General features: G+C 69.8%; 22 protein-coding genes and 1 pseudogene. 4 read left to right on the forward strand and 19 right to left on the reverse strand.

Annotated elements, in window-relative coordinates; genetic code table 11:
* Window positions 1-54 precede the first annotated feature (54 nt).
* Genes OG876_RS05905 through OG876_RS05935 form a run of 7 tightly spaced genes read right to left on the reverse strand, consistent with a single transcriptional unit; the run spans window position 55 to window position 7,104 of the window.
* The gene (locus OG876_RS05905; protein ID WP_328523742.1) at window positions 55-1,692 is read right to left on the reverse strand and encodes an FAD-dependent oxidoreductase; all 1,638 of its coding nucleotides are present in this window, start codon (window positions 1,690-1,692) and stop codon (window positions 55-57) included.
* Window positions 1,693-1,708: 16 nt separating this feature from the next.
* The gene (locus OG876_RS05910) at window positions 1,709-2,257 is read right to left on the reverse strand and encodes a hypothetical protein (protein WP_328523743.1); all 549 of its coding nucleotides are present in this window, start codon (window positions 2,255-2,257) and stop codon (window positions 1,709-1,711) included.
* Window positions 2,254-3,555 (reverse strand): DUF58 domain-containing protein, encoded by a 1,302-nt coding sequence (locus OG876_RS05915; protein WP_328523744.1) that lies wholly within the window; start codon window positions 3,553-3,555, stop codon window positions 2,254-2,256. Before OG876_RS05915 ends, OG876_RS05910 begins: the two co-directional genes overlap by 4 nt.
* Window positions 3,555-4,562, reverse strand: a complete 1,008-nt coding sequence (locus OG876_RS05920; protein ID WP_328523745.1) for an AAA family ATPase — start codon at window positions 4,560-4,562, stop codon at window positions 3,555-3,557. The genes OG876_RS05915 and OG876_RS05920 overlap by 1 nt, the downstream gene beginning before the upstream one ends.
* Before the next feature lie 6 nt (window positions 4,563-4,568).
* A complete protein-coding gene (locus OG876_RS05925) occupies window positions 4,569-5,162 on the reverse strand; it encodes a hypothetical protein (protein ID WP_328523746.1) in 594 nt (197 codons plus the stop codon).
* Window positions 5,159-5,878 carry a DUF4129 domain-containing protein gene (locus OG876_RS05930; RefSeq protein ID WP_328523747.1) on the reverse strand — a complete coding sequence of 240 codons (720 nt, stop codon included), beginning with the start codon at window positions 5,876-5,878 and terminating at the stop codon, window positions 5,159-5,161. Before OG876_RS05930 ends, OG876_RS05925 begins: the two co-directional genes overlap by 4 nt.
* A 17-nt stretch (window positions 5,879-5,895) precedes the next feature.
* Entirely contained in the window at window positions 5,896-7,104 is a 1,209-nt protein-coding gene (locus OG876_RS05935) for a GNAT family N-acetyltransferase (protein WP_328523748.1), read from the reverse strand.
* 156 nt (window positions 7,105-7,260) lie between these two features.
* Between OG876_RS05935 and OG876_RS05940 the strand changes: the two genes are divergently transcribed.
* A complete protein-coding gene (locus OG876_RS05940; RefSeq protein WP_328523749.1) occupies window positions 7,261-8,337 on the forward strand; it encodes a GTP-binding protein in 1,077 nt (358 codons plus the stop codon).
* Here the strand turns inward: OG876_RS05940 and OG876_RS05945 are convergent.
* Together OG876_RS05945 and OG876_RS05950 are read right to left on the reverse strand one after the other, a co-directional pair.
* Window positions 8,334-9,041 (reverse strand): maleylpyruvate isomerase N-terminal domain-containing protein, encoded by a 708-nt coding sequence (locus OG876_RS05945; protein ID WP_328523750.1) that lies wholly within the window; start codon window positions 9,039-9,041, stop codon window positions 8,334-8,336. The genes OG876_RS05940 and OG876_RS05945 overlap by 4 nt on opposite strands.
* Window positions 9,042-9,099: 58 nt before the next feature.
* Window positions 9,100-9,876: an HpcH/HpaI aldolase family protein gene (locus tag OG876_RS05950; RefSeq protein WP_328523751.1), complete on the reverse strand. Its 777-nt coding sequence runs from the start codon at window positions 9,874-9,876 to the stop codon at window positions 9,100-9,102.
* Window positions 9,877-9,948: 72 nt separating this feature from the next.
* Between OG876_RS05950 and OG876_RS43960 the strand changes: the two are divergent.
* Window positions 9,949-10,629: pseudogene (locus tag OG876_RS43960) on the forward strand (phosphotransferase family protein); the annotation flags it as partial.
* On the opposite strand, the gene OG876_RS05960 reads toward OG876_RS43960, so the two are convergent.
* The 3 genes from OG876_RS05960 to OG876_RS05970 form a co-directional block, all read right to left on the reverse strand.
* The gene (locus tag OG876_RS05960) at window positions 10,558-10,857 is read right to left on the reverse strand and encodes a hypothetical protein (RefSeq protein ID WP_328523753.1); all 300 of its coding nucleotides are present in this window, start codon (window positions 10,855-10,857) and stop codon (window positions 10,558-10,560) included. The pseudogene OG876_RS43960 and the gene OG876_RS05960 overlap by 72 nt on opposite strands.
* A 13-nt stretch (window positions 10,858-10,870) precedes the next feature.
* A complete protein-coding gene (locus OG876_RS05965) occupies window positions 10,871-12,400 on the reverse strand; it encodes an acyl-CoA carboxylase subunit beta (RefSeq protein ID WP_328523754.1) in 1,530 nt (509 codons plus the stop codon).
* 126 nt (window positions 12,401-12,526) lie between these two features.
* Entirely contained in the window at window positions 12,527-13,690 is a 1,164-nt protein-coding gene (locus tag OG876_RS05970) for an acyl-CoA dehydrogenase family protein (RefSeq protein WP_328523755.1), read from the reverse strand.
* A gap of 67 nt (window positions 13,691-13,757) precedes the next feature.
* Here OG876_RS05970 and OG876_RS05975 point away from each other — a divergent pair, with 67 nt between their 5' ends.
* Window positions 13,758-14,180 carry a MerR family transcriptional regulator gene (locus tag OG876_RS05975; protein ID WP_328523756.1) on the forward strand — a complete coding sequence of 141 codons (423 nt, stop codon included), beginning with the start codon at window positions 13,758-13,760 and terminating at the stop codon, window positions 14,178-14,180.
* A gap of 58 nt (window positions 14,181-14,238) precedes the next feature.
* Here the strand turns inward: OG876_RS05975 and OG876_RS05980 are convergent, their stop codons facing one another.
* Window positions 14,239-14,673 carry an SRPBCC family protein gene (locus OG876_RS05980; RefSeq protein WP_328523757.1) on the reverse strand — a complete coding sequence of 145 codons (435 nt, stop codon included), beginning with the start codon at window positions 14,671-14,673 and terminating at the stop codon, window positions 14,239-14,241.
* Between the two features lie 282 nt (window positions 14,674-14,955).
* Between OG876_RS05980 and OG876_RS05985 the strand changes: the two genes are divergently transcribed.
* Complete coding sequence (locus OG876_RS05985; protein WP_328523758.1) at window positions 14,956-15,507, forward strand: dihydrofolate reductase family protein; 552 nt, start codon at window positions 14,956-14,958, stop codon at window positions 15,505-15,507.
* Here the strand turns inward: OG876_RS05985 and OG876_RS05990 are convergent.
* The 6 genes from OG876_RS05990 to OG876_RS06015 all read right to left on the reverse strand — a co-directional run bounded on the left by OG876_RS05990 (window position 15,486) and on the right by OG876_RS06015 (window position 25,159).
* On the reverse strand, window positions 15,486-16,205 hold the full coding sequence (locus tag OG876_RS05990) for a sirohydrochlorin chelatase (RefSeq protein WP_328523759.1): 720 nt from the start codon (window positions 16,203-16,205) through the stop codon (window positions 15,486-15,488). The two genes, OG876_RS05985 and OG876_RS05990, sit on opposite strands and share 22 nt — an antisense overlap.
* Window positions 16,202-17,329, reverse strand: coding sequence for a uroporphyrinogen-III synthase (locus OG876_RS05995; RefSeq protein ID WP_328523760.1), 1,128 nt, complete (start codon window positions 17,327-17,329; stop codon window positions 16,202-16,204). The genes OG876_RS05990 and OG876_RS05995 overlap by 4 nt, the downstream gene beginning before the upstream one ends.
* Window positions 17,319-17,663, reverse strand: a complete 345-nt coding sequence (gene nirD, locus OG876_RS06000; protein ID WP_328523761.1) for a nitrite reductase small subunit NirD — start codon at window positions 17,661-17,663, stop codon at window positions 17,319-17,321. The genes OG876_RS05995 and nirD overlap by 11 nt, the downstream gene beginning before the upstream one ends.
* A gap of 76 nt (window positions 17,664-17,739) precedes the next feature.
* Window positions 17,740-21,675 (reverse strand): nitrite reductase large subunit NirB, encoded by a 3,936-nt coding sequence (gene nirB / locus OG876_RS06005; protein WP_328523762.1) that lies wholly within the window; start codon window positions 21,673-21,675, stop codon window positions 17,740-17,742.
* Window positions 21,672-23,795, reverse strand: a complete 2,124-nt coding sequence (locus tag OG876_RS06010; RefSeq protein ID WP_328523763.1) for a molybdopterin oxidoreductase family protein — start codon at window positions 23,793-23,795, stop codon at window positions 21,672-21,674. The genes nirB and OG876_RS06010 overlap by 4 nt, the downstream gene beginning before the upstream one ends.
* Entirely contained in the window at window positions 23,792-25,159 is a 1,368-nt protein-coding gene (locus OG876_RS06015; RefSeq protein WP_328523764.1) for an MFS transporter, read from the reverse strand. Before OG876_RS06015 ends, OG876_RS06010 begins: the two co-directional genes overlap by 4 nt.
* Between the last annotated feature and the right edge of the window lie 71 nt (window positions 25,160-25,230).

Genomic DNA, 25,230 nt, shown 5'->3' on the forward strand with positions numbered 1-25,230 from the left:
GGCGCGACGAAGGAGTGGCCGCGGGAGCACGCGTGGGCGAACACAGTCCTTCGGTCAGTGGGTTCCGGCGAGGTGGGAGTGGACTGCGGAGATCACGATTGAGCCTTCTCCGACGGCGGAGGCGACGCGTTTGACGGAGCCGGCGCGGACGTCGCCGACGGCGTACAGGCCGGGTACTGAGGTTTCGAAGGAGCCTCGGGTTGTGACGAATCCTTTGTCGTCGAGCTCTACGCCGATGTCGGAGAGCCATGCGGTGCGTGGGACTGCGCCGATCATCAAGAACAGTCCGCCCGCCTCGAGCCGGACGTCTTGTTGGCTGCGGTCGTCTCGCCAGGTCAGTTCGGTGACGCGGTCTGTACCGGCAACGGAGGTCAGCTGGGACTGGGGGTGGACGGTGATCCGTTCATGGTGAGCGATCCGCTGCTCGAGGTACGTCGACATCGTCTCGGCGAGGGTGTCGCGGCGAATGAGGACGTGTACCTGGTTGGCCTGCTGGGCGAGGAACAGGGCGGCTTGGCCGGCTGAATTGGCGCCTCCGACCACCACCACGTTTCGTCCGAAGCACGCCCGCGCTTCGAGTTCGGTTGCGGCGTAGTAGACGCCGCGGCCCTCGAACTCGGCGACACCTGGGATCCCCAAGCGGCGGTACTGGACACCGCTGGCGATGACAACGGACCGGGCCGCGACATCTTGCTCGTCATCGAGCCGGACCCGGAATCCGCCGGGAGTCTGCGAGAGCTCGGTCACCGAGCGAGGTGAGACCAACCGAGCCCCGAACTTCACCGCCTGCAACATCGCCGACCGAGCCAGCTCACTGCCGGATACCCCGCGTGGGAAGCCGAGGTAGTTCTCGATCCGCGACGACGTTCCGGCCTGCCCGCCCAGAGCGACGTCCTCGACGATGACAACGTCGAGTCCTTCGGAGGCGCCGTACACGGCAGCGGCCAAGCCCGCAGGGCCGGCGCCGACGATCAGCAGATCGCAACGCGCTTGGTCGGAGATCGCACACAGGTCGAGACCGATGGCGGTAGCCAGATCGCGCGTCGTCGGCTCGGCCAGGATCCGACGTCGGCCGGTCACCACGGCGGTCCCCTTGTCCGGGAGCGCACATGTCGCCGCGATCTCGGCCCAAGCGGCCGGGTTCGAGCGCAGCACCGTCCGATAGGGAACGTGATTGCGCTCGGCGAACTGCTGCAGCCGGTGCAGGTCGCGATCGTCGTCGCCGGCGAGGACGAGGCCGCCCTCGCCGATACGGGTCAACAGGCGTCGTCGCGCATCGAAGGCGGAGAGCAGCACGTCACCCAGCTCGACGGAGGTCGCCACGAGCCGCCGCAGGTCCTCGATCGGCACCCGCAACACCACACTGTCGGGCAGCGCAACGCCCGCGAGGAAGGCCGGCTGTCCCATCAGCATGCCGAGTTCGCCGACGAAGTCGCCGGCTTCCACCACGAACACGACCCGGTCGTCCCGCCGATCCACGAGACCGACTCCACCCGCGAGTACGAGGTGCAGGTCGTAGCCGTCGCCGGCATCCCACAGCACCTCGCCGGCCGCGGGACGGATCACCTCGCCGACCGACTCCAACAGCCTTCGGACCTGCTCGTCGAACTCAGGCCAAGCCTGATCATCGACAGCATCCGCACGCTGGGAGGAGTATCGCGTCCGCTCGTCGGCCGCTGGAGTGGTGCTCACGTAGCTACCTTCAGTACTAGTCGCGGCCGAGTTTCTGGCCGGCGGCGAACCAGATGGTCACGGTTGCGAGGACGAGTGCGCCGACGGTGATCAGCAGTGAGCCTGGCACGTCCGCGCCCTGCACCAACGCGGCCGCCACCGCGACCACCGGGACGATGAGCGCAGCGATTGCCCCGGGCAACCACCAGCGACGGAGGGCGTCCCGGTGGACCCGCGCGTACGACGGGATCTGGGCGGCGAACGCGGTCGCCAGATGCACCACCACCAAGGCGATCGCGGTCACGGCCAGGCTCCAGCTCAGCTCGCCCGGCGCCCGCATCAACCAGCCGGCCGGGACGACCAGCACAAAGACCAGCCCGGCCGGCGAATCCGGCAACGCCACCGTTGCCACCAGCATCGGCACCGCGACCAACGGGATCAGATCGGCCTGATCCCACGACTGCACCGCCGGCACCACGAGCGCGACGGTCCCCGCGGCCGCGATCACCAACCGGGTCAGCAGCACAGCGCGCCCCGACGCACGCACCTGCGCCAACCACAAACTGATTCTCTCTGCCACGCTCATGAGCGCATCCTCGGTGCCGAGGCCAGCCTGGACGCGTCCCGCAGTACCTCGTCCAAGGTCCCGGCACCTCGCCACGGCACCGTCGGTACGCCGAGATCGCTGAGCCGATCGAGGTCACGGCGGCGCTCCAGCAGGCGCAGTCGCCAAGCCAGCGGCCAGGTCCGCGAGTCGTGCTCCTCGAGGTCGATGATCGACGCGATGTCCGGCGGCAGCGTGTCCACGGCGATCACCGTGCAGCCCGAGTGGACGAGCGTCACGACGTACCCGAGCATCACCTGGCGGAGCAGCGGGCTGAGCACCAGCACCAGGCTGTCGGACCTGATCCGGTTCCGCCGGGCCAGTTGCTGTTCGTCCTGCTGGCGGCCCTTGCGGTCGGCGTGGACGAGCGTGTCGAGGATCCGGCGCAGGTGCCCGCGACCGCTGCCGGAGCGTACGCCGCGGACCAGGTTCCCGGTGTCGATGAGCCGGACCCGGTCGCCGTGCCGCAGGTAGTGCTCGGCGATCGACGCGGCCGCGCGGACCGCGGTGTCGAGACTGCTCGACCGCCCGTCGATCCCTTCGCTGATCCCGATCTCGCCACCGGTGTCGAGCAGGATCACCACCTCGGTGTCGCGGTCCGACCACGTCGAGGTCACATGCAGCTCGCGGGTCCGCGCGGACACGGACCAGTTGATCCGCCGCAACCGGTCGCCGGTGCGGAACGGCCGGACCCCGGCCAGCTCGGTCCCTTCTCCCGGTCGCCGGGATCGGTGCAGACCGACCAGTCCGGCCGGCCGCGGTACGGAGTCGATCGCCTCGAAGCCCTCACGCAACGGCAACGTGGTCACCGCCAGCGGCTCCGCCGACGTCACCTGGATCCGGTACGCGCCGAGCGCCGACGTCGCCGCGACCGTTGGTCGCTCCAACGCACGCAGACCCCACCGCTTCGACCGCAGCCCGACCTCGAGCGTCACCGCGCCGTCCGTCACCGGCTCCGCGATCGCAGCCTGCGGCGGGTCGTACTGGAACCACTCGGACCGGGGCAGCGCCGCCACAATCAGATCGATGTCCGGGTCAACGGTGCCGGACACTGCCAGCCGGTACGTCGTCGCCTGGCCCTCGAACAACACGTCCGCATCGAGTTCGGTGTGCACCTCGGGCCGTTCCCGTGGCCGGAAGTACCGCCCCCACACCGCGACGAACGCCAGCGGCAGCCCGAACACCGCCGCGTCCGGCCGCCGCAGCAGCACCGCGATGGCGAGCAACACCGCGGCCGCGCAGATGGCGCGGACCTGCGCATGGGTCGGTCGCCACCTCATCAGCGGGAAGCGCCGACCACGGTCGGCGGTGTCGCGACCGTGCCGAGCACCGTGCGCACCACGGTCGCGCCGGTGACCTCGTGCAGCCAGAGCTCCGGCCGCACGGTGATCCGGTGCGCCAGGGCAGGTACGGCGACGGCCTTCACATCCTCTGGTACGACGTAGTCCCGCCCGTGGATCACGGCGTACGCACGGGCTGTCAGGAGCAGCGCGAGAGAACCGCGAGGTGATGCACCGACCAGGACCTGCGAGTCCCGGCGGGTCGCGGACGCGAGGTCGACGCAGTACTGGCCGACGGTGTCGTCGACGGTGACCGACTCGACGGTGCGCTGGGCGGCGAGCAGTCCGGCGGCGTCGGTGACGGCGTCGACCGTCTGGTCCTCCTGCCGGCGGCTCATCCGGCGACGCAGCACCTCCCACTCCTCCGCGGCGCTCGGGTAGCCGAAGCCGATCCGCAGCATGAAGCGGTCGAGCTGTGCCTCGGGGAGCGGGTAGGTGCCTTCGTACTCGACCGGGTTCGCGGTCGCGAGCACGTGGAACGGCGTGGGCAGCGGGAAGGTCTGGCCCTCGACCGTGACCTGATGCTCCTGCATCGACTCGAGCAGGGCGGCCTGGGTCTTCGGTGGGGTCCGGTTGATCTCGTCGGCGAGCAGCAGGCCGGTGAAGATCGGGCCGGGCCGGAAGACGAACTCCGAATCCTTCTGGTCGTACACGAACGCGCCGGTCACGTCCGACGGCAACAGGTCCGGCGTGAACTGCACCCGCCGGAACTCCAGCCCGAGCGCCTGCGCGAACGACCGGGCCGCCAGCGTCTTCGCCAGGCCCGGGTAGTCCTCCAGCAGCACATGCCCACCCGCGAGGATCCCGGCCAGCACCAGCTCCAGCGCCTCGGACTTGCCGACGACTGCCTGGCTCACCCGCTCCAGCACCCGCCGGCTCAGGTCGGACACCTCACCGAGCGTCAGCTCGCGGCCAGTTCCCCCGAGCGGCTGCTCGCGATCAGTCACAGTTCCTCACAGGTTCTCGATGGTGTGGATCGCGTACTCGATCTCGTCGAGGGACGCGGTACGTTTCTCGTCGCCGGTGATCAGACCCCAGAGCCGGTCGCCGGTGATCGCGCGGGCGCGGTCCGGCTCGAGTGTGGGATCGACGCCGTGGCGGTGGACCAGGCGATCGGTGGTGAGCTCGAGCAGCAGCGGACGGACCCGGCGGGCGAACGTCTGCGAACCCTCGCCGGCCCGGCGCTCGCGGCTGGACTCCTGCAGCCAGGTGGCGATGAACTGGGTCCGGTTGTCGTTGCTCCGGGCCCGCATCGCCGCCAGCTGCTCGTCGTGGCGGGTCGGCCAGCTGGTCTCGAGTACCTCCGGGGCGATCAGCCGGATCGCCAGCGACCCGAACCCGATCGCCAGCGCGGCGGCCACGAACCACAACGGCCGCGGCGCCATCCCCGCGGCCCCGAACGCGCCGACCAGCAGCAGGCTCGCCAGCACGGTGATCCCGACATGCTGGACAAGCACCTTGTTCAGCCGCATCGACCGGCCCCGGCGCTTCCCGGGCTCCGGCGGCGGACCCTTCTCCTCCAAGGGCGACCATCGGTACGACGTCATGACGTCACGTCCACGGGGTGTGCGACAGCCAGCTCGTCCCGCAGCCGCAGAAGGGCAGCCCGGGCCTCGGTGCGGGCCGGTTCGGACGAGCCGTGCGTGGAGTAACGAGCCTCGCGATACAGCTCACCGAGGCGGTTCAGTTGCGGCTCGGAGATCCCCCCGACACCCAGGACCCGGACGGTGAACTCGGCCGGGGTCTCCGACGGATCGCGGGCCACCCCCGCGGACGCGGCCGCCTCCTCCAGCGCGACCCAGCAAGCGATCACCGCGTCGGTCGCCGTCCCGGAGTCGATCCGGGACAGCCCCGTGTCGACCGCCTCGGCAAGCCGCTCGGCCTTCACCCGCTCCCACTCGGCGTCGACCACCTCGGCCTGCGGCAGCTCGACCTTGCGGATGACGCGGTAGATCCACCGGCCCAGGAACAACGCGATCGCCGCGATCAGCAGGTAGACCAGCGCCTGCCACAAGGCCTTCAGCCACTCCGGCATCGGCCGTGGCTTCACCTGACGCTGCCGCGGCGGCCCGATCGGCGTCGGCGCCGACACGGACTCGGTCGGCGTGAAGGTCGGCAGTGGACGTGGGCTCGAGCGCAGCGTGCTCTCGCTCAGCGGCCGGACCGACCCACCCGCCGACGCGAGCACCACGAAACCGGCCGCAGCGACCCCGACGAGCAGGACGGCAGCCAGCGCGAGCGCACCTCGACGCTGCGTCTGCATCTGGGAAGGCTAACCGATCAGAAGCCCGTATCGAGGAACGGTAGGCGAGATGTGGAAAACGCTTGCGACGTTGCCGCCAGCGCACCGGCCGTGTGCTCCTCGACCAGGCCGGCCCGGCCGAGCCGCGCCAGCGACGGCCGGCCGAGGTAGACGGCCCCGAGCTCGCGGACATCGACGGTCAGATCGGCCTCCCGTGTAGTCGGCTCGCACGTGGCACCGTCCGGGCCTCCGGACAGCTGCCACTTGCCCACGTTCCACGGCAGGAAGCCGTCGGTGACGTCGAGAACGACGTCGATGTCCCGCGCGTACGTCCGCGCCGCGAGCGCGCGGCCGACGTCGACCGTCCGCACCCACAGGCCGTCCCGGGTGATCGGCGACGGTGCGCGCGGATCGAGCAGCAGATCGAGCAACGGATCGTCGGACGCGATCTCGCTGCGGGTCTCACTCAGCAGGTCGGGCTCGAGCAGGTAGCGCCAGAGCGCGGCATGCGACGCGATGTCCACGGCATGCACGCGGTCGACCTGCACGTACCCCTTCTCGGCGCGCTTCGTCCGGTAGTGCGCGAACCCGGTCAGCTCGCCGTCGCGCTCGGCCAGCACACACCGGCGCTTCGATCCGTTCGCCGGATCACTCGTCACGTTGTCACTGATGATGTGTTCGTTCCACCGGTCGTCGTGCTGGAACATCCCCGGCCGCTCTTCCGCGAGCCGATTGCGCAGCGCCGCGCAACCGGCGAGCGCCTCGCGCACATCGACGTACCTGATGCGTACGTCGTCGATGCCCGCCACCGAGCGCAGTGCGCGCGACACCTTCGGTACGACGATCGCCTGGTAGTCGGCCGCCAGCCCGTAGCCGAACCGGCCGTAGATGACTGCCTCGCTGGCGGTGAGCGCGGCCAGTGGCTCGGTCCCGGCCTCGTGGATCTCGGTCAGTTGCGCGCGCATCAGGTCGCGCAGGATGCCGCGCCGCCGATGCGTCGGCCGGACCCCGACCATGGTCACCCCGCCCACCGGCACCTGCGCGCCCGGCACCGTCATCCGGAACGAGAACGTCCCGGTATGACCGACCAGTTGCCCGTCGTCGGTCGCGACCGTGCTCCGGTCGGCCTCCCAGACCCGCCGCTCCGCCTCCAACTGCGTCTCGGTCCAAGGCGCCGCGAACGCCAAGTCGAGGAGCTCCACGAGCTCGTCCCACCCACCCTTGAACTGCCCGATCTCGATCGCCATAACCCCTTGCCTACCAGACCGCAGATCCCCCGCCCACCGAATTCGAAGCCTGACAACAGGACGTAGTGCCGCAGGCACGGGAATTTCCCGTGGTAGCGGGAAAGTCGGGGCTGCCCGGCTCTGGACTGATGAAAACCGTTTTCATATACTCGGGGCATGACCGCCGCCCGAGCGAAGACTCCGTTGTCCCTGCTGGCCGGGCTCTCCACGACGCTCCGCGAGCCGGTGCTCGACGCCATGACGGACGCGAGCACGGTGACCGTGGTCGTGGAGCAGGACGAGCTGCCTGGGCGGGGTGTGCTGACGTGGCGAGTGCAGGACGCGTCCGGTCCGATCGACGCCGGTGAGTTCGCGGTCGGCGACGACTGCGGCGCCTGCCAGTTGATCGAGTCGCTGGTGCCGCTGCTCGAGGCCCTGGTCGCACGCCGGCAGTGGGATCACGTCGTACTGGCGGCTCCCCCGGCGATGGAGGCGCGTCCGCTCGTGACCGCGCTCGTGACGGCACTGCCCGAGCTCGTGGTCGATACGGTCACGTGTGTGGTCGACGCAGTACTGCTGGTCGAGCAACTGTCCGGTGACGAATTGCTGGCCGAGCGAGGACTCGCGCTGGGAATGCCGGACCGGCGCAACGTCGCGGAGCTGACCGCACGACAGATCGAGTACGCCGACGTGTGCGTACTCGCGAACGCTCATCGCAGCGCGGCACCCGAGCGACTGCACAACCTGCTGCTGCATCTGAACCCGCGCACCACGGTTGTCGCCGCCAACCACGAGGGCGGGCCGACCGGACCGGTCGCACGGACCGGGCTGTTCGACTTCGACGCGGCCGAGGCATGGGCCGGCGAGCTCGCGTCCTCCGATCGAGTCCAGCCCAGTGGAGACGGTGTGACGACAGTGCTGTGGAGGTCGACCCGGCCACTGCATCCGGCGCGGCTGAACGACGCACTCGCGGACATCGTGGACGGCGTGGTCCGGAGTCGCGGCGTGGTCTGGCTGGCGAACCGGCCGACGCAGCGGGTCCGCTGGGAGTCGGCCGGGTACAGCGCGTCGCTCGGCATGCTGGGCGAGTGGTCCGAGAGTGAGCACCTCGCGGAGTGCACGGTGGTCGCGACCGGGATGGGACTCGATCCGGCCCGCCTGCAGTCGATTCTCGACGCGTGCCTGCTGACCGAGTCCGAGCTCGCGGGCCTGGACTGGCAGGACCTGGACGACCCGTTCGCCGGGGTGTTCTAGCCGAGCAGCGGAAGCCGGTCCGCGTGCGGGCCGAGCATGTCCACGTCGTCTTCGTCGAGCGGCAGCCGGCCGGTTGCCTTCAGCACGTACGTCGTGGTGTCCCAGCCGATCACGTCCCACGCCGCCGGGCCGAACAGGCCGTCCAGCGTCCGGGCCGTCACCTGCAGCGCCTCCGGATCCGGTTCGGGCGCGTCCGGCAGGCCGACGATCAGGTCGAGATGGTGAACCGTTGACTCGAGCACCAAAGTCGCGACGAAGTCCTTCGCGAGCAGCACGTGCCCCTGCGTCTCGATCCGATGACCCTTCACGGCCAGTCCGACCGCCGCGGCCCGCACCGCCGCCTCGGACACCTCACGCCAGTGCTGGACCAGCAGGCCAGGCTTCCGGTACGCCGCCGCGACGCCACGGACGAACTTCGTATCCGGCTCCGCATCACTCTCGGACCGAGGCGGGAAGTCCTGCCAGTACGTGACGAAGTCCCGATCCGGGTCGGCGGTGGCCGGGCTGGCGAACGCGATCAGTGCCCGCTGAGCGTCGTACAGGAGATGGACCAGCAGCGGACCGACCGGCATGCCGGCGCATCTGGTCTCCCGCTCGAAGTCCGCGTCGGTCAAACCCTGCACGGTCTCGGTCAGCCGCCCATAGGTCCGCCCCAGCGTCGCCGCCAGCCCCAACGGCAGTGCCCCTCGCTCGGGTGCCTTCATCCAGGCCCTCCTCGGTCTGTCCTCTCCGAACCTAACCCGCGAAGGCGCCCGTGTGTTCCTAGGAGCGAGCAGTGTCCAGGTGGGCGGCGGCGATGCCCTCGAGGTGGTTGAGGTCGGAGGAGACGGTGGCGAAGGAGTAGCCCTGGGCCAGCCGGCGCTTCGCGGAGTCGCCGTCGAAGGTGTGGATGCCGGCCGCGATCCCGGCCTCGGCGGCGGTCCGGGCGATCAGCTCGACCGCCTCCTCGAACGGACCGTCGATCTCCGGGTCACCCGGGAAGCGGGCACCCAGCGCGAGGCCGAGGTCCGACGGCCCGACGTACACGCCGTCCAGCCCGGGCGTCGCGCAGATCTCCGCCACGTTCTTCAGGCCGAGCGGCGTCTCGATCATCGCGAGTACGACGGTCGCCGCGTTGGAGTCGGCCGGGATCGGACCGATGCGCAGCGACGCCCGCGTCGGGCCGAACGAGCGCCCGCCGACCGGCGGATACTTGGCCGCCTGGACTGCCCGAGCCACGTCGTCCGTGGTGTCGATCAGCGGCACGATCACACCTGCCGCACCAGCGTCGAGCGCACGCCCGATCGGAGTCGGGTCGTTCGCCTCGACGCGCACCATCCCGACGGTCTCGCCCGAGCCGATCGCCGCACCGGCGTCGATCGCGAGCAACCCGGTCAGCAGACCTTGGTACCCGATCAGGCCGTGCTGCCCGTCGAGGACGACATAGTCGTACCCCAGCCGCGCGATCCGCTCGGTCGCCGGCGGCGCATCCAGCGTCACCCAGTAACCAACCAGCTTCTCCCGGCCCCGGATCTTCCTCGCGAAATCGTTTGCGCTCACACACTTCACCCTAGCGGGCCACCGCCGGCAAAACCGCTCGCGTGACCGATCTGTGGACGAAAGGATGAGCGCATGCCGACCACCGAGCACCTGCTGCACGAACTCGTCGCCGCGGCCGGCCTGCCCGAGGTGCGGTCGACCGAGCCCTTGCGCGGCCACGGGTTCAACCACGAGATCCTGCGCGCGACCCTCGCCGACTCACGCCAGATCGTCCTCCGTCGCCGGCACGCATCCCGTCCACTCCCGCACGGCCGAACGCGCTTCCTGTCGGAGCACGACGTACCGGCACCGGCGCTGCTCGGCGGCAACGAGCACGCAACCCTCTACGAGTACGTCCCCGGCGAGATGCTGTCGACCTTGGTCGACGAGCACCGGATGACCGACGACGCCTGGCGGACTGTCGGTACGGTGTTCCGCAGGGTGCACGCGGTGCGTTTCCCGAGCGCGATGACCGGTGACTTCGGTCCGGACGCGTTGGTCCTCACCCCGACGGACCCGGTGAACGACCTGCACCAGTTGCTGGCCGACGCGGAGGCCAGGTTGTCGGCCAATCTCCCGTTCGTGATTCCGCACCTGCGGCGCTTGCATGCGGTGATCGATGAGCACGCGGGGCCGCTCCGCGAGACGCCGACCGCCTTGCTGCATGGCGACGTCTTCCTGGCGAACGTCATCGTCGGCCGGTCACAGACCATCTTGATCGACTGGGACGAACCTCGTGTCGGCGATCCCGCGCGGGAGATCGCCGACCTCGACGAGCGGATCCACCTGATCAACGGCGGCCGGCTTCCCGATGCGTTCTTCGAGACCTACGGCGCGCGGCCCTCGACCACCGCCGTGCACCGGCTCACCGGGGCGATCCGGTGGTTCGCCTACGGTCCCTTCGCCGGGTGGCACATCGACCCCGGCCTCGACCCGGATCGACGCGCGCAGGCCATCGCTTGGCGCAATGGCCTGGTCGCCTACCTCGCGGGCATCGGCCAACGGCTGAAGGATTTCAGACCGGCGGGACGCCGTGGCGGCGGTGCGAGAATGTCCGGTCTTTGGACTGGGCGGCGGCGAGGCGGGCGATCAGTTCGTCGCGGAGGTTCTCCGGCTCGACGATGGCGTCGATCACCAGGTCGGCGGCCAGGCGGAGGATGTCGATGTCGGTCTCGTACTCCTCGCGCAGCCGGGACACGTACTCGACCCGTTCGCCCTCGTCGGCGATCTCCTGGATCTTGTTGTAGTACACGGCGTTGATCGCCGCCTCCGGACCCATCACGGCGATCTTCGCGGTCGGCAGTGCGATACACGCGTCCGGCGAGAAGCCGGGTCCACACATCGCGTAGAGCCCAGCGCCGTACGCCTTCCGCACGATCACGGACACCGTCGGCACGGTCGCCTCCGACACCGCGGTGATCATCTTCGCGCCGTGCCGGATGATGCCGGCCCGCTCGACCTCGCTGCCGATCATGAAGCCCGGTACGTCGCACAGGTACACCAGCGGCACGTTGAACGCGTCGCACAGCCAGATGAAGCGGGCCGCCTTGTCGGCGGAGTTGACGAACAGCACGCCGCCCTTGACGGCCGGCTGGTTCGCCACGATCCCGACGACCTGACCGGCCAGCAGGCCGAACCCGGTGACGAGCTCCGGCGCGTACGCCGGTTTGACCTCGAAGAACGTGTCCGCGTCGAGGAGCGCGTCGACCACGTCGTGGATGTCGAACCCGACGCTCTCCTCGGCCGGCACCAGATCCCGGGTGAAGTCGCGCGCCGGCGGCGAGGCGTCGTACGACGGAGGCCGCGACTGCCACGAACCGGGCAAGTAGGAGAAGAACTGCTTGGCGAGGTCGATCGCCTCGGTGTCGTCGGTGGCGAGCAGGTCACCGCAGCCGGAGACACTGGTGTGCATCCGGGCGCCGCCCATCTCCTCCAGCGTCACCTTCTCGCCGACCACCATCTCGGCCATCCGGGGCGAGCCCAGGTACATCGAGGCGTTGCCGTCGACCATGATCACGATGTCGCAGAACGCCGGGATGTACGCGCCACCCGCGGCGGACGGGCCGAACAGGCAGCAGATCTGCGGGACCTTGCCGGACAGCGCGACCTGGTTGTGGAAGATGCGGCCGGCGCCGCGACGGCCGGGGAACAGGTCGACCTGGTCGGTGATCCGCGCGCCGGCCGAGTCGATCAGCCAGAAGATCGGCAGCTCGTCGCGGAGCGCGACCTCGGTGATGCGGACGATCTTCTCCACCGTCCGGGCGCCCCACGAGCCGGCCTTGACGGTCGGGTCGTTCGCGACCAGCAGCGCCGGGCGGCCGTCGACCAGCGCGCGGCCGGTCACCACGCCGTCGGCCGGCAGGCCGGGGTTCAGCGCGTTCGCCAGCTGGGCGTCCTCGACGAAGCTGCCCTCGTCGACGAGCAGGGCAATCCGGTCCCGGACGTAGAGCTTGTTCTGACTCGCGAGCTTCGCTGCAGCCTTCTCGGGCGGGCCGAGAGTCGCCTCGCGTGCAACCTTGACCTCTGTCCAGTGATCGTGGGTCATGGGGCCTCCCGGCCTGGACTGAGGAGCGGAGGGAGCGAAGCGACTGGAGCGACGAGGGAAGGCCGGGAGCCAAAGCCCCATGACCCGCCGCGCCGGAGGCGTGGCATCAACACAGTCATGCGGCCATCATTCCACTGGGAGCCCGAGGCTCCGGGCGATCAGCATCCGCTGGACCTCCGACGTCCCCTCGCCGATCTCGAGGATCTTGGCGTCGCGGTAGAACCGGGTGACCGGGTACTCCTCCATGAAGCCGTAGCCGCCGAAGACCTGGGTGGCGATCCGCGTCGCCGTCACCGCGGACTCGGTCGCGTAGAGCTTGGCCACCGACGCGGCCTGCTTGAAGTCGGCCGTCGAGGCGCCGGCGTCCTTCTGTGCGGCGGCCCGGTAGACGAGCAGCTCGGCCGCGTCGGCCATCACCTTCAGGTCCGCGATCTGGAAGGCGACACCCTGCTTGCGCCCGATCGGACCACCGAACGTCTGCCGCTCACCGGCGTACTGGACCGACATCTCCAAGCACGCCCGGATGCATCCGAGCGCGACCGCCGCGATCGCGACGCGCCCGTCGTCCAGCGTCGCGAGGAACTGCGCGAACCCCTTGCCGCGCGTGCCGAGCAGGTTCCCCTCGGGCACCCGGCAGCCGACCAGGGAGAGCGGATGCGTGTCCGAAGCGTGCCAGCCGAGCTTGTCGTACGCCGCTTCCGCGACGAAGCCCGGCGTACCACTCGGGACGATGATCGTGGAGATCTCCGCCTTGCCGTCCGCCTTCTCACCGGTCCGCGCGGTCACGGTCACGCAGGAGGTGATGCTGGAGCCGGAGTTGGTGATGAACTGCTTCGAGCCGTCGATCACCCACTCGCCGCCGTCGAGGACCGCGCGCGTCTTGGTCGCGCCCGCGTCCGACCCCGACTCCGGCTCGGTCAGCCCGAACCCGGCCAACTTCTGGCCGGCGACCAGGTCGGGCAGCCAGGTGGCCTTCTGCTCCGCGGTGCCGAAGGTGAGGATCGGGTTGATCCCCAGCCCGACCGCCGCCTCGAGCGTGATACCCATCGACTGGTCGACCCGGGAGATCTCCTCGATCGCCACGCACAGACTCGTGAAGTCGCCGCCCGCACCGCCGTACTCCTCCGGGGCGGTCAGGCCGAACAGGCCGAGCTTCCCCATCTTCTGCACGACCTCCACCGGGAAGTAGTGCTTGCGGTCCCACTCGGCGGCGTGCGGTGCGATCTCCGCCTCGGCGAAGTCGCGGACGCTGTGGCGGAACTCGCGGTGTTCCTCGGACAGCTCGAACATGAGGCACTCCTTGTGCTTGACGCTTACGTAAACGTAAAGCAACCTGGGGTGTGTGCACAATATCCGGGTGCCCGCTGAGACCTGGTCGATCGCCGAACTGGCCGCCGAGTACGACGTGACGCTGCGGACGATCCGGTTCTACGAGGACCGCGGCCTGCTCACGCCCGAGCGCCGCGGCACCCTGCGCGTCTACCACCCCCGCGACAAGGTCCGCCTCGGCCTGATCCTGCGCGGCAAACGCCTCGGCTTCTCCCTCGACGAGATCGCCACCATCGTCGACATGTACGACGCCGAACCCGGCGAGGAGGGCCAGCTCGAGTACCTCCTCACCCAGATCACCCACCGCCGAGCCGACCTCGAACAACGCCGCGAGGACATCGACAAGACCCTTGCCGAACTCGCCGACCTGGAACGCCGCTGCCACGCGGACCTGGACGTTCTCCGATCAGCCGGCGCCGACCGATCGGACGGCGTACCGACCAACGGGTAGTAGCCCGCGCCGGTCGGCCGGCGGGCGGCGTGGCGAGGTCGAATCAGGCACCACCGGCTCACACCTGGTCTTCCAGGATCGCTTTCGCGCGGTCGAGGGCGGCGACCTCGGAGTTCATCGACTGCTGGACCGGCTTGGTCATCAGGAGTTTCTTCAGGCCGGACAGGCTGGCGGACAGTTTGAGGGTGACCTCGGTCCCGTCGGTCACCGGTTCGAACCGGTAGTCGCCGACCGGGCGCACCGGCCCGGCCGTGACCTCGAACGCCAGATGGCTGTCCGGCTCGTACGCCGTCACCCGGAAGTCCGACGGAATCGGCCGGCCACCCGGTCCGGCGACCCGCTGCCGGTACGTCATCCCCGGACCGATCGGACCGTTCCGGGCGATCTCCTTGACCGCGGGACGCCACTGCGGGTCGTTCTCGCCGTCCGCGAAGTACGCGAAGACGGCCGCCGGCGGCCGGTGGATCCGAACTGTGTGCTCGGCCTCGGGCATGGCGCCTCCGAAACTGGGCGATCTTCCGCCGCCACTACCTCCACGATGCTCCCCCTCCACCCCGCACGCAACCAGCCCCCTCACCATCCGTGACCGACCTCAACACCCTTCACGCCTGTTGACGACGAGACGACTGGTGCATCTCGACAGGAGGTGTCTGCTCGTCACGGCACGACACGCCGGGAATGAGCGGTCGCCCGGGCTGAATTGACCGACACCTCCTGTCGATCTGCACACCCTCGGTTCGTGTAGAGGGCGAGAACACGAATCGAGGAGGTAGTCGTGATCACGGTGGTTTGTAATCTGACGCTGGATGGTGTGATGCAGGCGCCGGGGCGGGCGGATGAGGACGTGCGGGACGGCTTCGAGTACGGCGGGTGGGCTGCGCCGTACAGCGAGGACGCGATGGGGCGTGTGCTGGGGCGGCGGGCCGGGGTCCAGGGTGGGATGCTGCTCGGGCGGCGGACGTACGAGGACTTCGCGGGCTTCTGGCCGAAGCAGGAAGCCAACCCGTACACGGACGCGCTGAACAAGCAGCAGAAGTACGTCGTCTCGTCGACGCTGACGGACCCCGATTGGGTCAACACCCACGTGATCGGTCTGGACGACGTCGCGAAGCTGAAGAGCGAGCAGGACCTCATCGTCCTCGGCAGCGGCGAACTGGTCCGATCCATCCCGGACCTCGTCGACGAGTACATCCTGCTGATCCACCCGCTCGTACTCGGCACCGGCCATCACCTGTTCGGCGACCTGCACCAGCCGCTGACGCTGACGGATTCCGAGACCACCACGACCGGCGTGGTGATCAACACCTACAAGCCGGCCGCCGCGTAGCTCGGCCGCAGCGCCTCGTGGTACCGCTGGACGGCCAGGGCGGCCAGGCGGGGATCGGCGCCCAGCGGCCGGGTCACGGGACGTCCGGCAGCCAGTCGGCGGACCCGGTCGGCGAAGAAGCCGGGCGCCAGCAGGTACGTCGCGACCGCCACCCGCCCCGGGGTCCGGGACAGGACCGCGGCGAGGCGTTCACCCGCACCCGAGAGGTAGCCGACGGATACCGGGCGGTGGACGCGAGCCGAGAGCAGATCCGCTGTCTCGGAGCAGTCGGCGAGGGCGCGGGGGTCGGAGGAGCCGGCCGCGGCGAGGACCACGTGGTCGACGCGACCCAGGTTGTCGAGGCGATCGGCGAGGATCTCCGCCAGGACAGGCGATGGTCCGAGGGCCGGCGCCGTGCGGACCCGGCCGGGATACCGATCCGCCTCGGCAGCTACGTCGACGTAGACGTGGTAGCCGCCGGACAGCAGCAGCGGAACCACCACGGCTTGGTTGCTATCGGCAACCACGCGGCGGACCAGGCCCGGCAGCGCGGGGACGTCGACGTCGACGAAGCCGAGGGAGATGGGGATGCCGGGACTCTGCCGGGCCATCAGCCGGACCAGCTCGCGGACCTCGCGGATGCCCCGTGGGTCCGCCGTTCCGTGCGCCGCGGCGATCAGGTCCACACCAGCCGCGCGCCTGGTCGGGCCGGTGATCATGTCGGTACCCCGGCAGGTTCCACGGCGAGCCGATAGCCGCGCCGCACCACCGTCCGCACCAGCTCGGGCCGGCCGACCGCCGTACGCAAACGATTAACCGTCACCTCAACCGCGTGGACGTCCTCGGCCCCCGGCAGTACGGCGAGCAGCGCCGGCCGGGACACCACGTCACCGCCGGCCGCGACCAAGGCGGCCAGTACGGCGCGTGGGCCCGGACCGAGCGGCAACACCACACCATCCAGCACCGCCGCACCGCCGCGGATCACCAACTGCCCGAACTCCGTCTCGATCGACCGGGCGTTGTCATCGGTGAGCCGGTCGGTCACGATCCGGATCAGCGCACCCAGCCGGTAGCGGTCCGGCACCAGAGGCTCCAACCCCAACGCCACAAAGGGTCCAGCGGTCACCGGTCCGACGCAGGCGTTCAGCACTCGACCTGCCCGCAACGACGAGACCAGAGCGTCGTACTGCCCGGTCAGGGCCGCAGCGTCCAGCATGGCCTGGGCACCCGGCGCAGAGGTGTGCACCACCGCGTCCACGATCCCTGTGCAGACCTGACCGATCATCCGCTCGACAACGGCCGGGTCAGGCGCCGGACCCCAGCGGTACACCTCCAGCCCGCGCACCGACGCCCCGACCGACCGCAGTGCGTCCTGCAGCGACGGATCCGACAGCCCATGCAGTTGTACGACGATCTTCCGGCCGTTGACCCCCTGATCGCGAAGCCACTCCACCACCTCGGCGGTGGTCTCCGACCGAGCGGACCAGTGTTCGACCAATCCGGCGGCCCGGATCGCACCCCGGGCCTTCGGACCACGGGCGAGGATGCGCGACTGCTCCAGCGTGCCGAGCAGATCCGCGGCCAGCCCGGCGGTGTCAGCGGCCTCGATCCAGCCGCGGAAGCCGACCGCGGTGGTGACGACGACGTCGTCCGGCGGGTTCGCGATCACCCGCCGGGACGCCTCGATCAGCGCGTGGTCGTCGGCGACCGGCACGATCTGCAGCGTCGGTGCGTGCAGCACCTTCGCTCCTCGCCGCTCGAACGAGGCGATCAGGTCCTCCGCCCGCCGATGCGCGGTGATCGCGATCGTGCAGCCACTGAGTGGCCCGGTCCTAGTCGTCACCGAGATTCACCGTGACCTGTCCGTCGACCACGTCGACCTGGTACACCGGAAGCGACACCGACGGATCGTCGAGGCACGAGCCGGTGCGCAGATCGAAGACCTGCTTGAACATCGGCGACGCGACCGTCGGCACGTCACCGCGACTGCCGACGATGCCCCGCGACATCACGTTCGCCCCACTGAACGGATCCTGGTTGCCGATGGCAAACACTTCGCCGTCGTGGGTCCGGAACAACGCGATCTGCCGGTCCCCGATCAGGGCCGCGACACCGCGCTCCGGCAGCAGCACGTCGTACCGGCAGACGACCGTGTGACTCATCGCAATGATACTCATCCGCGTCCTCGCTTCGCTCCGGGCGCGGATGAGGCACGGGGCGCGCTGTGCTCGATTGTGAACTCGCTTCGCTCCTTCACTGGCGTACCTCCAATCGGGGGCCGGCCAGCAGGACCGGCTCCAGCTGTCCGCGTTCGGCCGGGGTGGCGGGCCGCGGCTGGTTGCGCTCGACCACGTACCGCAGGTCGGCGTCGGGCTGGTCCGGCGCGTTCACGAACGAGACGAACCGGGCCAGCTTGTCGGGGTCGTTCAGGGTCGCCTGCCATTCGTCGACATACGAGTCGACGTGCCTGGCCATCGCGGCGTCCAGGTCCGCGGCGATGCCCAGGCTGTCGTTCAGTACGACGTCCCGCACGTGATCCAGGCCGCCTTCGAGCTCACGCATCCACACCGCGGTCCGTTGCAGCCGGTCGCCGGTGCGGATGTAGTACATGAGGAAGCGATCGATCGCCTGGAACAGCTCCTCGTCGGTCAGGTCGGACGCGAGCAGCTCCGCGTGCCGGGGTGTCATCCCGCCGTTCCCACCGACGTACAGGTTCCAGCCCTTCTCGGTCGCGATCACGCCGACGTCCTTGCCGCGCGCCTCGGCGCACTCGCGAGCACAGCCGGAGACACCGAGCTTGAGCTTGTGCGGCGACCGCAGCCCGCGGTAGCGAAGCTCCAGCGCGATCGCCATCCCCACCGAGTCCTGTACGCCGTACCGGCACCAGGTGGACCCGACACACGACTTCACGGTCCGCAGCGCCTTGCCGTACGCGTGACCGGATTCGAACCCGGCGTCGACCAGCCGCTTCCAGATCGCGGGCAGCTGTTCGATCCGGGCACCGAACAGGTCGACCCGCTGACCACCGGTGATCTTGGTGTAGAGGCCGAAGTCGCGGGCGACCTCGCCGATCGTGATCAGGCCCTCCGGGGTGATCTCGCCGCCGGGGATCCGCGGGACGACGGAGTAGGTGCCGTCCTTCTGCATGTTGGCCATCACGTGGTCGTTGGTGTCCTGCAGCGTCGCCCGCTCGCCGTCGAGGACGTGACCGGCCGGGTCCAGGCTGGCCAGGATCGACGCCACCACCGGCTTGCAGATGTCGCAGCCCCGGCCGGTCCCGTGCCGCTCGACGATCTCGCTGAACGTGCGCAGTTCCGTCACCCGGACCACGTCGAACAACTCGGCCCGCGACAGCGCGAAGTGCTCGCACAACGCCTTGCTGACCTCGACACCGGCCTTGGTGAGCTCGGTGTTGAGCAGGTTCTTCACGATCGGCAGACAGGAACCGCAGCTGGTCCCGGCACGCGTCGTGCCACACACCGACTTGATATCGCTGCAGCCTTCGTCACGTACGGCGCAACGGATCGTGCCCGCGGACACGTTGTTGCACGAACACACCGGCGCGTCGTCCGGCAACTCGAGCTGGACCGGGGCGGCACCTTCCGGCAACAGGAACGCGGCCGGATCGGCGCCGAGCTCCCGGCCCACCATCGGGCGAAGTCCGGAGTACGCCGACGCGTCGCCGACCAGGATCCCGCCGAGCAATGTACGCGCGTCATCCGACAGCACGAGCTTCTTGTAGACACCGGCCACCGGGTCGGCGTACACGATGTCCAACGCGCCCTCGGTTGCGCCGAACGCGTCACCGAAGCTCGCCACGTCGACACCAAGGAGCTTCAGCTTGGTCGAGGTGTCCGCACCCGGGAAGGTCGCCTGGCCACCGAGCAGCCGGTCGGCGACGATCTCGGCCATCGTGTAGCCGGGGGCAACCAATCCCCAGACGCGGCCTTCGATACAAGCGACTTCGCCGATCGCCCAGACCCCGGGGATCGACGTGCGGCAGGCCTCGTCGACGACGACTCCACCGCGTTCGCCGATCTCCAGACCGGCGGCCCTGCCGAGTTCGTCGCGCGGGCGGACGCCGGTCGCGAAGACGACCACGTCGGCCGGGAGATCGGGGCCTTCGGCAACGGCCATCGCGCGGGCCGCGCCTTGCGAGGTGAGCTTGACCCGGGTCGTCTGCGTCGAGGTCATCACGTCGACGTCGAGGCCGCGGATCAGCCGGGCGAGTGCGCTGCCGCCGCCCTCGTCGACCTGCAACGGCATCAGGCGAGGCGCGAACTCGACGACCTTGGTCGCGGCGCCGAGGGCTCGTAGCGCGCCGGCCGCTTCCAGGCCGAGCAGACCGCCACCGACGACCACACCGTGGACGTCCTTGCCTTCGTCCTTGAGCCGCTCGACGTACACCCGCAGTGCGGCCACGTCGTCGACAGTCCGGTAGACGAAGCAACCCTGGGCATCACTGTTCTTGACCGGCGGCACGAAGGCCGACGAACCTGTCGCCAGGACCAGTTCGTCGTACCCGATCTGCTCGCCCCGCGCGGTCGTCACGGTCTTGGCCACACTGTCGAACGAGGTGACCTGGACTCCCTTGCGCAAGGTCACGGCCGGGTCGTCCCACAGATCCGGGTCGCCCAGGGAGAGGTCGTGCGGGTCGCGGCCGGAGAAGTAGCTGGTCAGCGCCACCCGGTCGTACGGGAGCCGCGGCTCCTCGGCCAGCACGGTGATGCGGTACGTGATCTCGCTGTCGCGGGAGCGCAGTGCCTCCACGAGCCGGTGCGCGACCATGCCACCGCCTACCACCACAACGTGCCGGGCCTTGTTCAGCTCTGCCATCGTCGCCCTCCTGCTCGGGACTGGTTCGGTCTCGCCGCGACGGAAGCGGTCGAGCAGATCGCCGACGGCGCCGGTGCAACTCCCGCACCCGGTCGTCGCCCGCGTCGTGGCGGCGATGCCGGCGACACTGTCGGCACCCCCACGCCAGGCCGCCTCGATCGCGGCCCGGGTGACGCCGTTGCACCTGCACACGGTCGCCACCTTCTTCTTCGGTACGACGGGTTCGGCCAGCAACCCGTCCGCCACCACCGGCGTCCCCCGATCCGCCAGCAACACCAACTCGGCGGCCACCTCCGGCGCCCCCACCGCCACGGCCGACCGGACGATCCCGTCCTGCAGGACAGCCCGTACATACCGCGTGCCGTCCTCCAGCCGCACCACCTCGCCGTCCTCGTCCTTGTTGCCGAGGACAAGCACGTCGAGTCCACCCGCAGTGAGCCGAACGACGTCGAAGGCCGGCACGCTCGGACCGATGCCGCTGGAGAGCCCCGCGCCACCGCCCTGCTCACCGCTCAGCCGCGTCGCGAGCACCTCCGCGTGCGACCACGCCGACGCGACGGTCCCGCTCAGTCGCCCGTCGACCTCGGCACAGTCCCCGATCGCGTGCACCCGTGGGTCGTCGGGGCTCGTGAGAGTCCGGTCGACCACGATCCCGGTCCGAACGGTCAGCCCGGTCGCCAGCTCGGTCCGCGGCGTCACCCCGCACGCGACGACCAGCAGCTCGCCGAACACCTGCCGTCCGCTCCGCAGGTTCAGCGCCCGGAACCGCCCATCGCGAACATCTGTCCCGGAGAGGCTCGTGTTGAGCAGCACCTCGACACCCAACTCCCGCACCGCCCGCGTCACCCGGCGACCGGCCGATAGCCGAATGCTCTTGTCCAGCAGGGCTTCGCCGTCATGCACCAACGTGACCGCGACACCCCGCTCCCGCAGCGCACAAGCAGTCTCGATGCCCAGCACACCCCCGCCAAGCACCACCGCCCGCCGCGCCCGGCCGGCGGCCTCGACCACCGCCCGCGCATCTCCCACCGACCGCAGCATGAACATGCCGGCCGCCTCGACCAACTCGGCCGGCACCACCGGCGTCGCACCCGTCGCGAAGACCAACCGGTCGTACTCCCAGACGCGACCATCGGAATCCACCACCACCCGCCGGCCCCGATCCACGGCAACCGCAGCCACCGGCACCTCGTCCCCGACCACGGGCTCCGCGCGGCCGGCGACGTACTCGGTCAACCGGGTGCGGTTGTACGACGGTTCATCGCCCAGGACGGTCACGTCGTACGTCGGCAGCAGCTCGGCCAGCCGACGACCCGACATCCCGCCACCGATGATCACCACCCGTTCGGTCATGCTGACACTCCCGTCACCGGCAGGGCGGCAGCGGTGACTTCGACTGCACACGCCTTGAACTCGGGCATCCGGGAGACCGGGTCGAGCGCATCGTTGGTGAGCTCGTTGACCGCGCCGGAACCACCGAAGTGGAACGGCACGAAGACCGTGTCCGGCCGTACGTCGGCCGTCACCCGCGCCGGGAGCACCATCGACCCGCGATCCGTCCGCAGCCGGACCGGACGCCCGTCCGCGATTCCCAGCTGTGCGGCCACGCGCGGATGGATCTCGGCGAACACCTCCGGCTCCGCCTCGGCCAACTCCGGCACCCGGCGTGTCTGCGCCCCACTCTGGTAGTGCTGCAACAACCGCCCGGTCACCAGGTACATCGGCGCGGTCGCGTTCAGGTCGTCGGCAACCGGCCGGTGATCCACCGGTACGACGTGCGCACGGCCATCCGGTGTGGCGAAGCCGTCCGCGAACAACCGCGGCGTACCCGGATGGCCCTCGAACGGGACCGGCCAGAACAGCGCCTCCCCCGCGTCGATCCGCTCCCACGTGATCCCCGAGTAGTCCGCCTTCCCACCCTTGCTGGCCAGCCGCAGCTCGTCGAACACCTCACCCGGATCGGTCGAGAACGCCGCAGTACAACCAAGCCGCGACGCCAAGCCGGCGAACACAGCGAGGTCGCTCCGCACCTCACCAGGCGGTGCGACAGCAGCCCGCCGCCGCAGCACCCGCCCTTCGAGGGACGTCATCGTCCCCTCTTCCTCAGCCCACTGCGTGACCGGAAAGACGACATCCGCCAGCAGAGCGGTCTCAGACGGTACGACGTCCGCCACGACCAGCAGGTCGAGTGCTGAGAGCCGCTCACGCACGGAGGCCAACCGTGGCGCCGACACCAGCAGGTTGCTCCCGTGGACGAGCAATGCCTTCGGGCCGCCCGTCGTGCCAAGAGCATTGATGAGTTCGACCGCGCTCTTTCCAGGTCCGGGGAGCTCGGACGGATCCACACCCCACACGCCGGCCACGTGCGCACGAGCCGCCGGATCGGCGATGCTGCGGTACCCGGGAAGTTGATCCGCCTTCTGACCGTGCTCCCGGCCGCCCTGACCGTTCCCCTGACCAGTGATGCAGCCGTAGCCACTGCCCAGCCGCCCGGGCAACCCGAGAGCCAGTGCGAGGTTGATGCAGGCCGTCACGGTGTCGGTGCCCTTGCTGTGCTGCTCAGCACCACGACCGGTCAGGATGAACGCCCCAGCACCACCGTGCACCGGTGCGGCCGCCGCAAGCACCCGAGCAGCCCGGCGGATGGTTGCCGCCGGCACTCCGGTCACCCGCTCCGCCCGCTCGGGCCACCAGGACGCGGTCGAGCGGAACAACACCTCCGCGTCGTCGACCCGCTCGTTCAGGTACGTCGTGTCCGCCAGACCTTCCTGCAGTACGACGTGAGTCAGCGCGAGCATGAGCGCGAGATCCGACCCCGGAGTCGCCTGCAGGTGGATCCCGGCACCGTCCTCGGTCAGGCCGGCCGTCGCCGAGCGACGCGGGTCGACGACCAGAAGCCGACCCGCGTCCCTGGCGCCCTGCAGATGCGCGACCGCCGGCGGCATCGTCTCCGCGATGTTGCTGCCGACCAGCAGGACGGCACCAGCACCGCCCAGATCGGCAAGGGGGAACGGCAGCCCGCGGTCGATGCCGAAGGCCCGGTTGGTCGCAGCCGCGGCGGACGACATGCAGAAGCGGCCGTTGTAGTCCACGTTCGCGGTCTTCAGCGCAACCCGGGCGAACTTGCCCAGCGCGTAGGCCTTCTCGTTGGTGAGACCGCCACCACCGAACACAGCGACCGAGTCATGGCCATGGTCGCGCTGCAGCGATCGGATGCGCTCGGCAACGAAGTCCAGGGCTGCGTCCCAGCTCGTCTCCACCAAGGTGCCCGCCGCGTCGCGTACCAGTGGCATGGTGAGCCGGTCCGGCACCGTGAGTACGTCGGGAGCCGTCCACCCCTTGCGGCACAGGCCGCCCCGGTTGGTCGGGAAGTCGCGTGGCCGCACCTCCACTGCACCCGGCCGGTCGACCGGGTGCAGGGTGGTCGCGCACTGCAGAGCGCAGTACGGGCAGTGAGTGGGGACACCCTTCACACGCGCTCCCGGCTGAGCGGGCCACCCTTGCGCAGGTAGCAGAAGTACGTGACGGCCACGCAGAGGACGTAGAAGCCGCAGAAGACGTACAGCGCCGGGACCAGGGAGCCGAAGTGACTCGTCGACATCGCGAACCCCCGCGGGACCAGGAAGCCGCCGTACGCGCCGACCGCGGAGGCGATCCCGATGCAGGCCGCCGCCTCCCGCCGGGCCCGGCCCGGATCGCCCGGCGTAGTCAGCCGGAACACCGCCGGGATCATCCGGTACGTCGATCCGTTCGCCGCGCCACTGGCGACGAAGAGGACCAGGAAGCTGGTCAGGAACGCCGCGAAGCTGCCCGCGTTCACCGAGACGATCGCGGCCAGGATCCCCAGGCCCATCACCACGAACGAGCACACCGTCACCCGGGCGCCGCCGACCCGGTCCGCCAGCTTGCCGCCGAACGGCCGTGCGACCGAGCCGACCAGCGCGCCGAGGAACGCGATGTGGGCCACCGTGATCTCGGGGAACGTGGTCTTGATCAGTAGCGGGAACGCCGCCCCGAACCCGATGAACGAGCCGAACGTGCCGATGTAGAGGAACGAGATGATCCAGGTGTGCGGCCGCTTCGCCGCCGCGACCGAGGCGCGGAACGACGAGGTCGCGACGGACAGGTTGGCCATCACCTTCCAGGCCAGGAACGCGGCCAGCAGGACCAGCGGGATCCACATCAGTCCGGCCCGGTTCAGCGACAGCCCGGCGCCGGCGACGATCACGATCGGCACCAGCAGCTGGACCACGGCGACGCCGAGGTTGCCGCCGGCCGCGTTGATGCCGAGGGCGAAGCCCTTCTCCTTCTCCGGGTAGAAGAACGAGATGTTCGTCATGCTGCTGGCGAAGTTGCCGCCGCCGACACCGGCGGTGGCCGCGACCAGCGCCATCACCCAGAACGGTGTTTCCGGCCTGGTCATGAAGTAGGCCAGCCCGCTGGTCGGGATCAGCAGCAACAGCGCGGAGACGACGGTCCAGTTCCGCCCACCGAACCTCGGTACGGCGAAGGTGTAGGGCAGCCGCAGTGTCGCGCCGACCAGGCTGGGCAGCGCGACCAGCCAGAAGAGCTGGTTCGTGTCGTAGCTGAAGCCGGCCTTGGGCATCGAAACCACGACGATGCTCCACAGCTGCCAGACCGAGAAGCCGAGGAACTCGGCGAAGATGGACGGCCACAGGTTGCGCCGCGCCACCGCGCGGCCCTTCGCGGCCCAGAAGCCGGCGTCCTCCGGGTCCCAGACATCGATCCAGCGCCCGCGCCGCGGCACCTCGACAGTGCCCACCGCACCGGTCCGGTCGCGGGGAGTGACGACCTCCGGCCGTGTCTCGAGCGTCATCGTGCGTCTCCGATCATCCGACCTGTTCGATTAGGCCAGGACGCTATGACCGGGGTGTTTCCACGTAGTCA

The organism is Kribbella sp. NBC_00359 (assembly GCF_036097425.1).
Classification (GTDB): domain Bacteria; phylum Actinomycetota; class Actinomycetes; order Propionibacteriales; family Kribbellaceae; genus Kribbella.

Coding starts and splice junctions, on each gene's coding strand:
- OG876_RS05910 (WP_328523743.1), bottom strand. CDS start 2,257: ATGAGCGTGGCAGAGAGAATCAGTTTGTGGTTGGCGCAGGTGCGTGCG.
- OG876_RS05915 (WP_328523744.1), bottom strand. CDS start 3,555: ATGAGGTGGCGACCGACCCATGCGCAGGTCCGCGCCATCTGCGCGGCC.
- OG876_RS05925 (WP_328523746.1), bottom strand. CDS start 5,162: ATGACGTCGTACCGATGGTCGCCCTTGGAGGAGAAGGGTCCGCCGCCG.
- OG876_RS05930 (WP_328523747.1), bottom strand. CDS start 5,878: ATGCAGACGCAGCGTCGAGGTGCGCTCGCGCTGGCTGCCGTCCTGCTC.
- OG876_RS05935 (WP_328523748.1), bottom strand. CDS start 7,104: ATGGCGATCGAGATCGGGCAGTTCAAGGGTGGGTGGGACGAGCTCGTG.
- OG876_RS05940 (WP_328523749.1), top strand. CDS start 7,261: ATGACCGCCGCCCGAGCGAAGACTCCGTTGTCCCTGCTGGCCGGGCTC.
- OG876_RS05945 (WP_328523750.1), bottom strand. CDS start 9,041: ATGAAGGCACCCGAGCGAGGGGCACTGCCGTTGGGGCTGGCGGCGACG.
- OG876_RS05965 (WP_328523754.1), bottom strand. CDS start 12,400: ATGACCCACGATCACTGGACAGAGGTCAAGGTTGCACGCGAGGCGACT.
- OG876_RS05970 (WP_328523755.1), bottom strand. CDS start 13,690: ATGTTCGAGCTGTCCGAGGAACACCGCGAGTTCCGCCACAGCGTCCGC.
- OG876_RS05980 (WP_328523757.1), bottom strand. CDS start 14,673: ATGCCCGAGGCCGAGCACACAGTTCGGATCCACCGGCCGCCGGCGGCC.
- OG876_RS05990 (WP_328523759.1), bottom strand. CDS start 16,205: ATGATCACCGGCCCGACCAGGCGCGCGGCTGGTGTGGACCTGATCGCC.
- nirD (WP_328523761.1), bottom strand. CDS start 17,663: ATGAGTATCATTGCGATGAGTCACACGGTCGTCTGCCGGTACGACGTG.
- nirB (WP_328523762.1), bottom strand. CDS start 21,675: ATGACCGAACGGGTGGTGATCATCGGTGGCGGGATGTCGGGTCGTCGG.
- OG876_RS06015 (WP_328523764.1), bottom strand. CDS start 25,159: ATGACGCTCGAGACACGGCCGGAGGTCGTCACTCCCCGCGACCGGACC.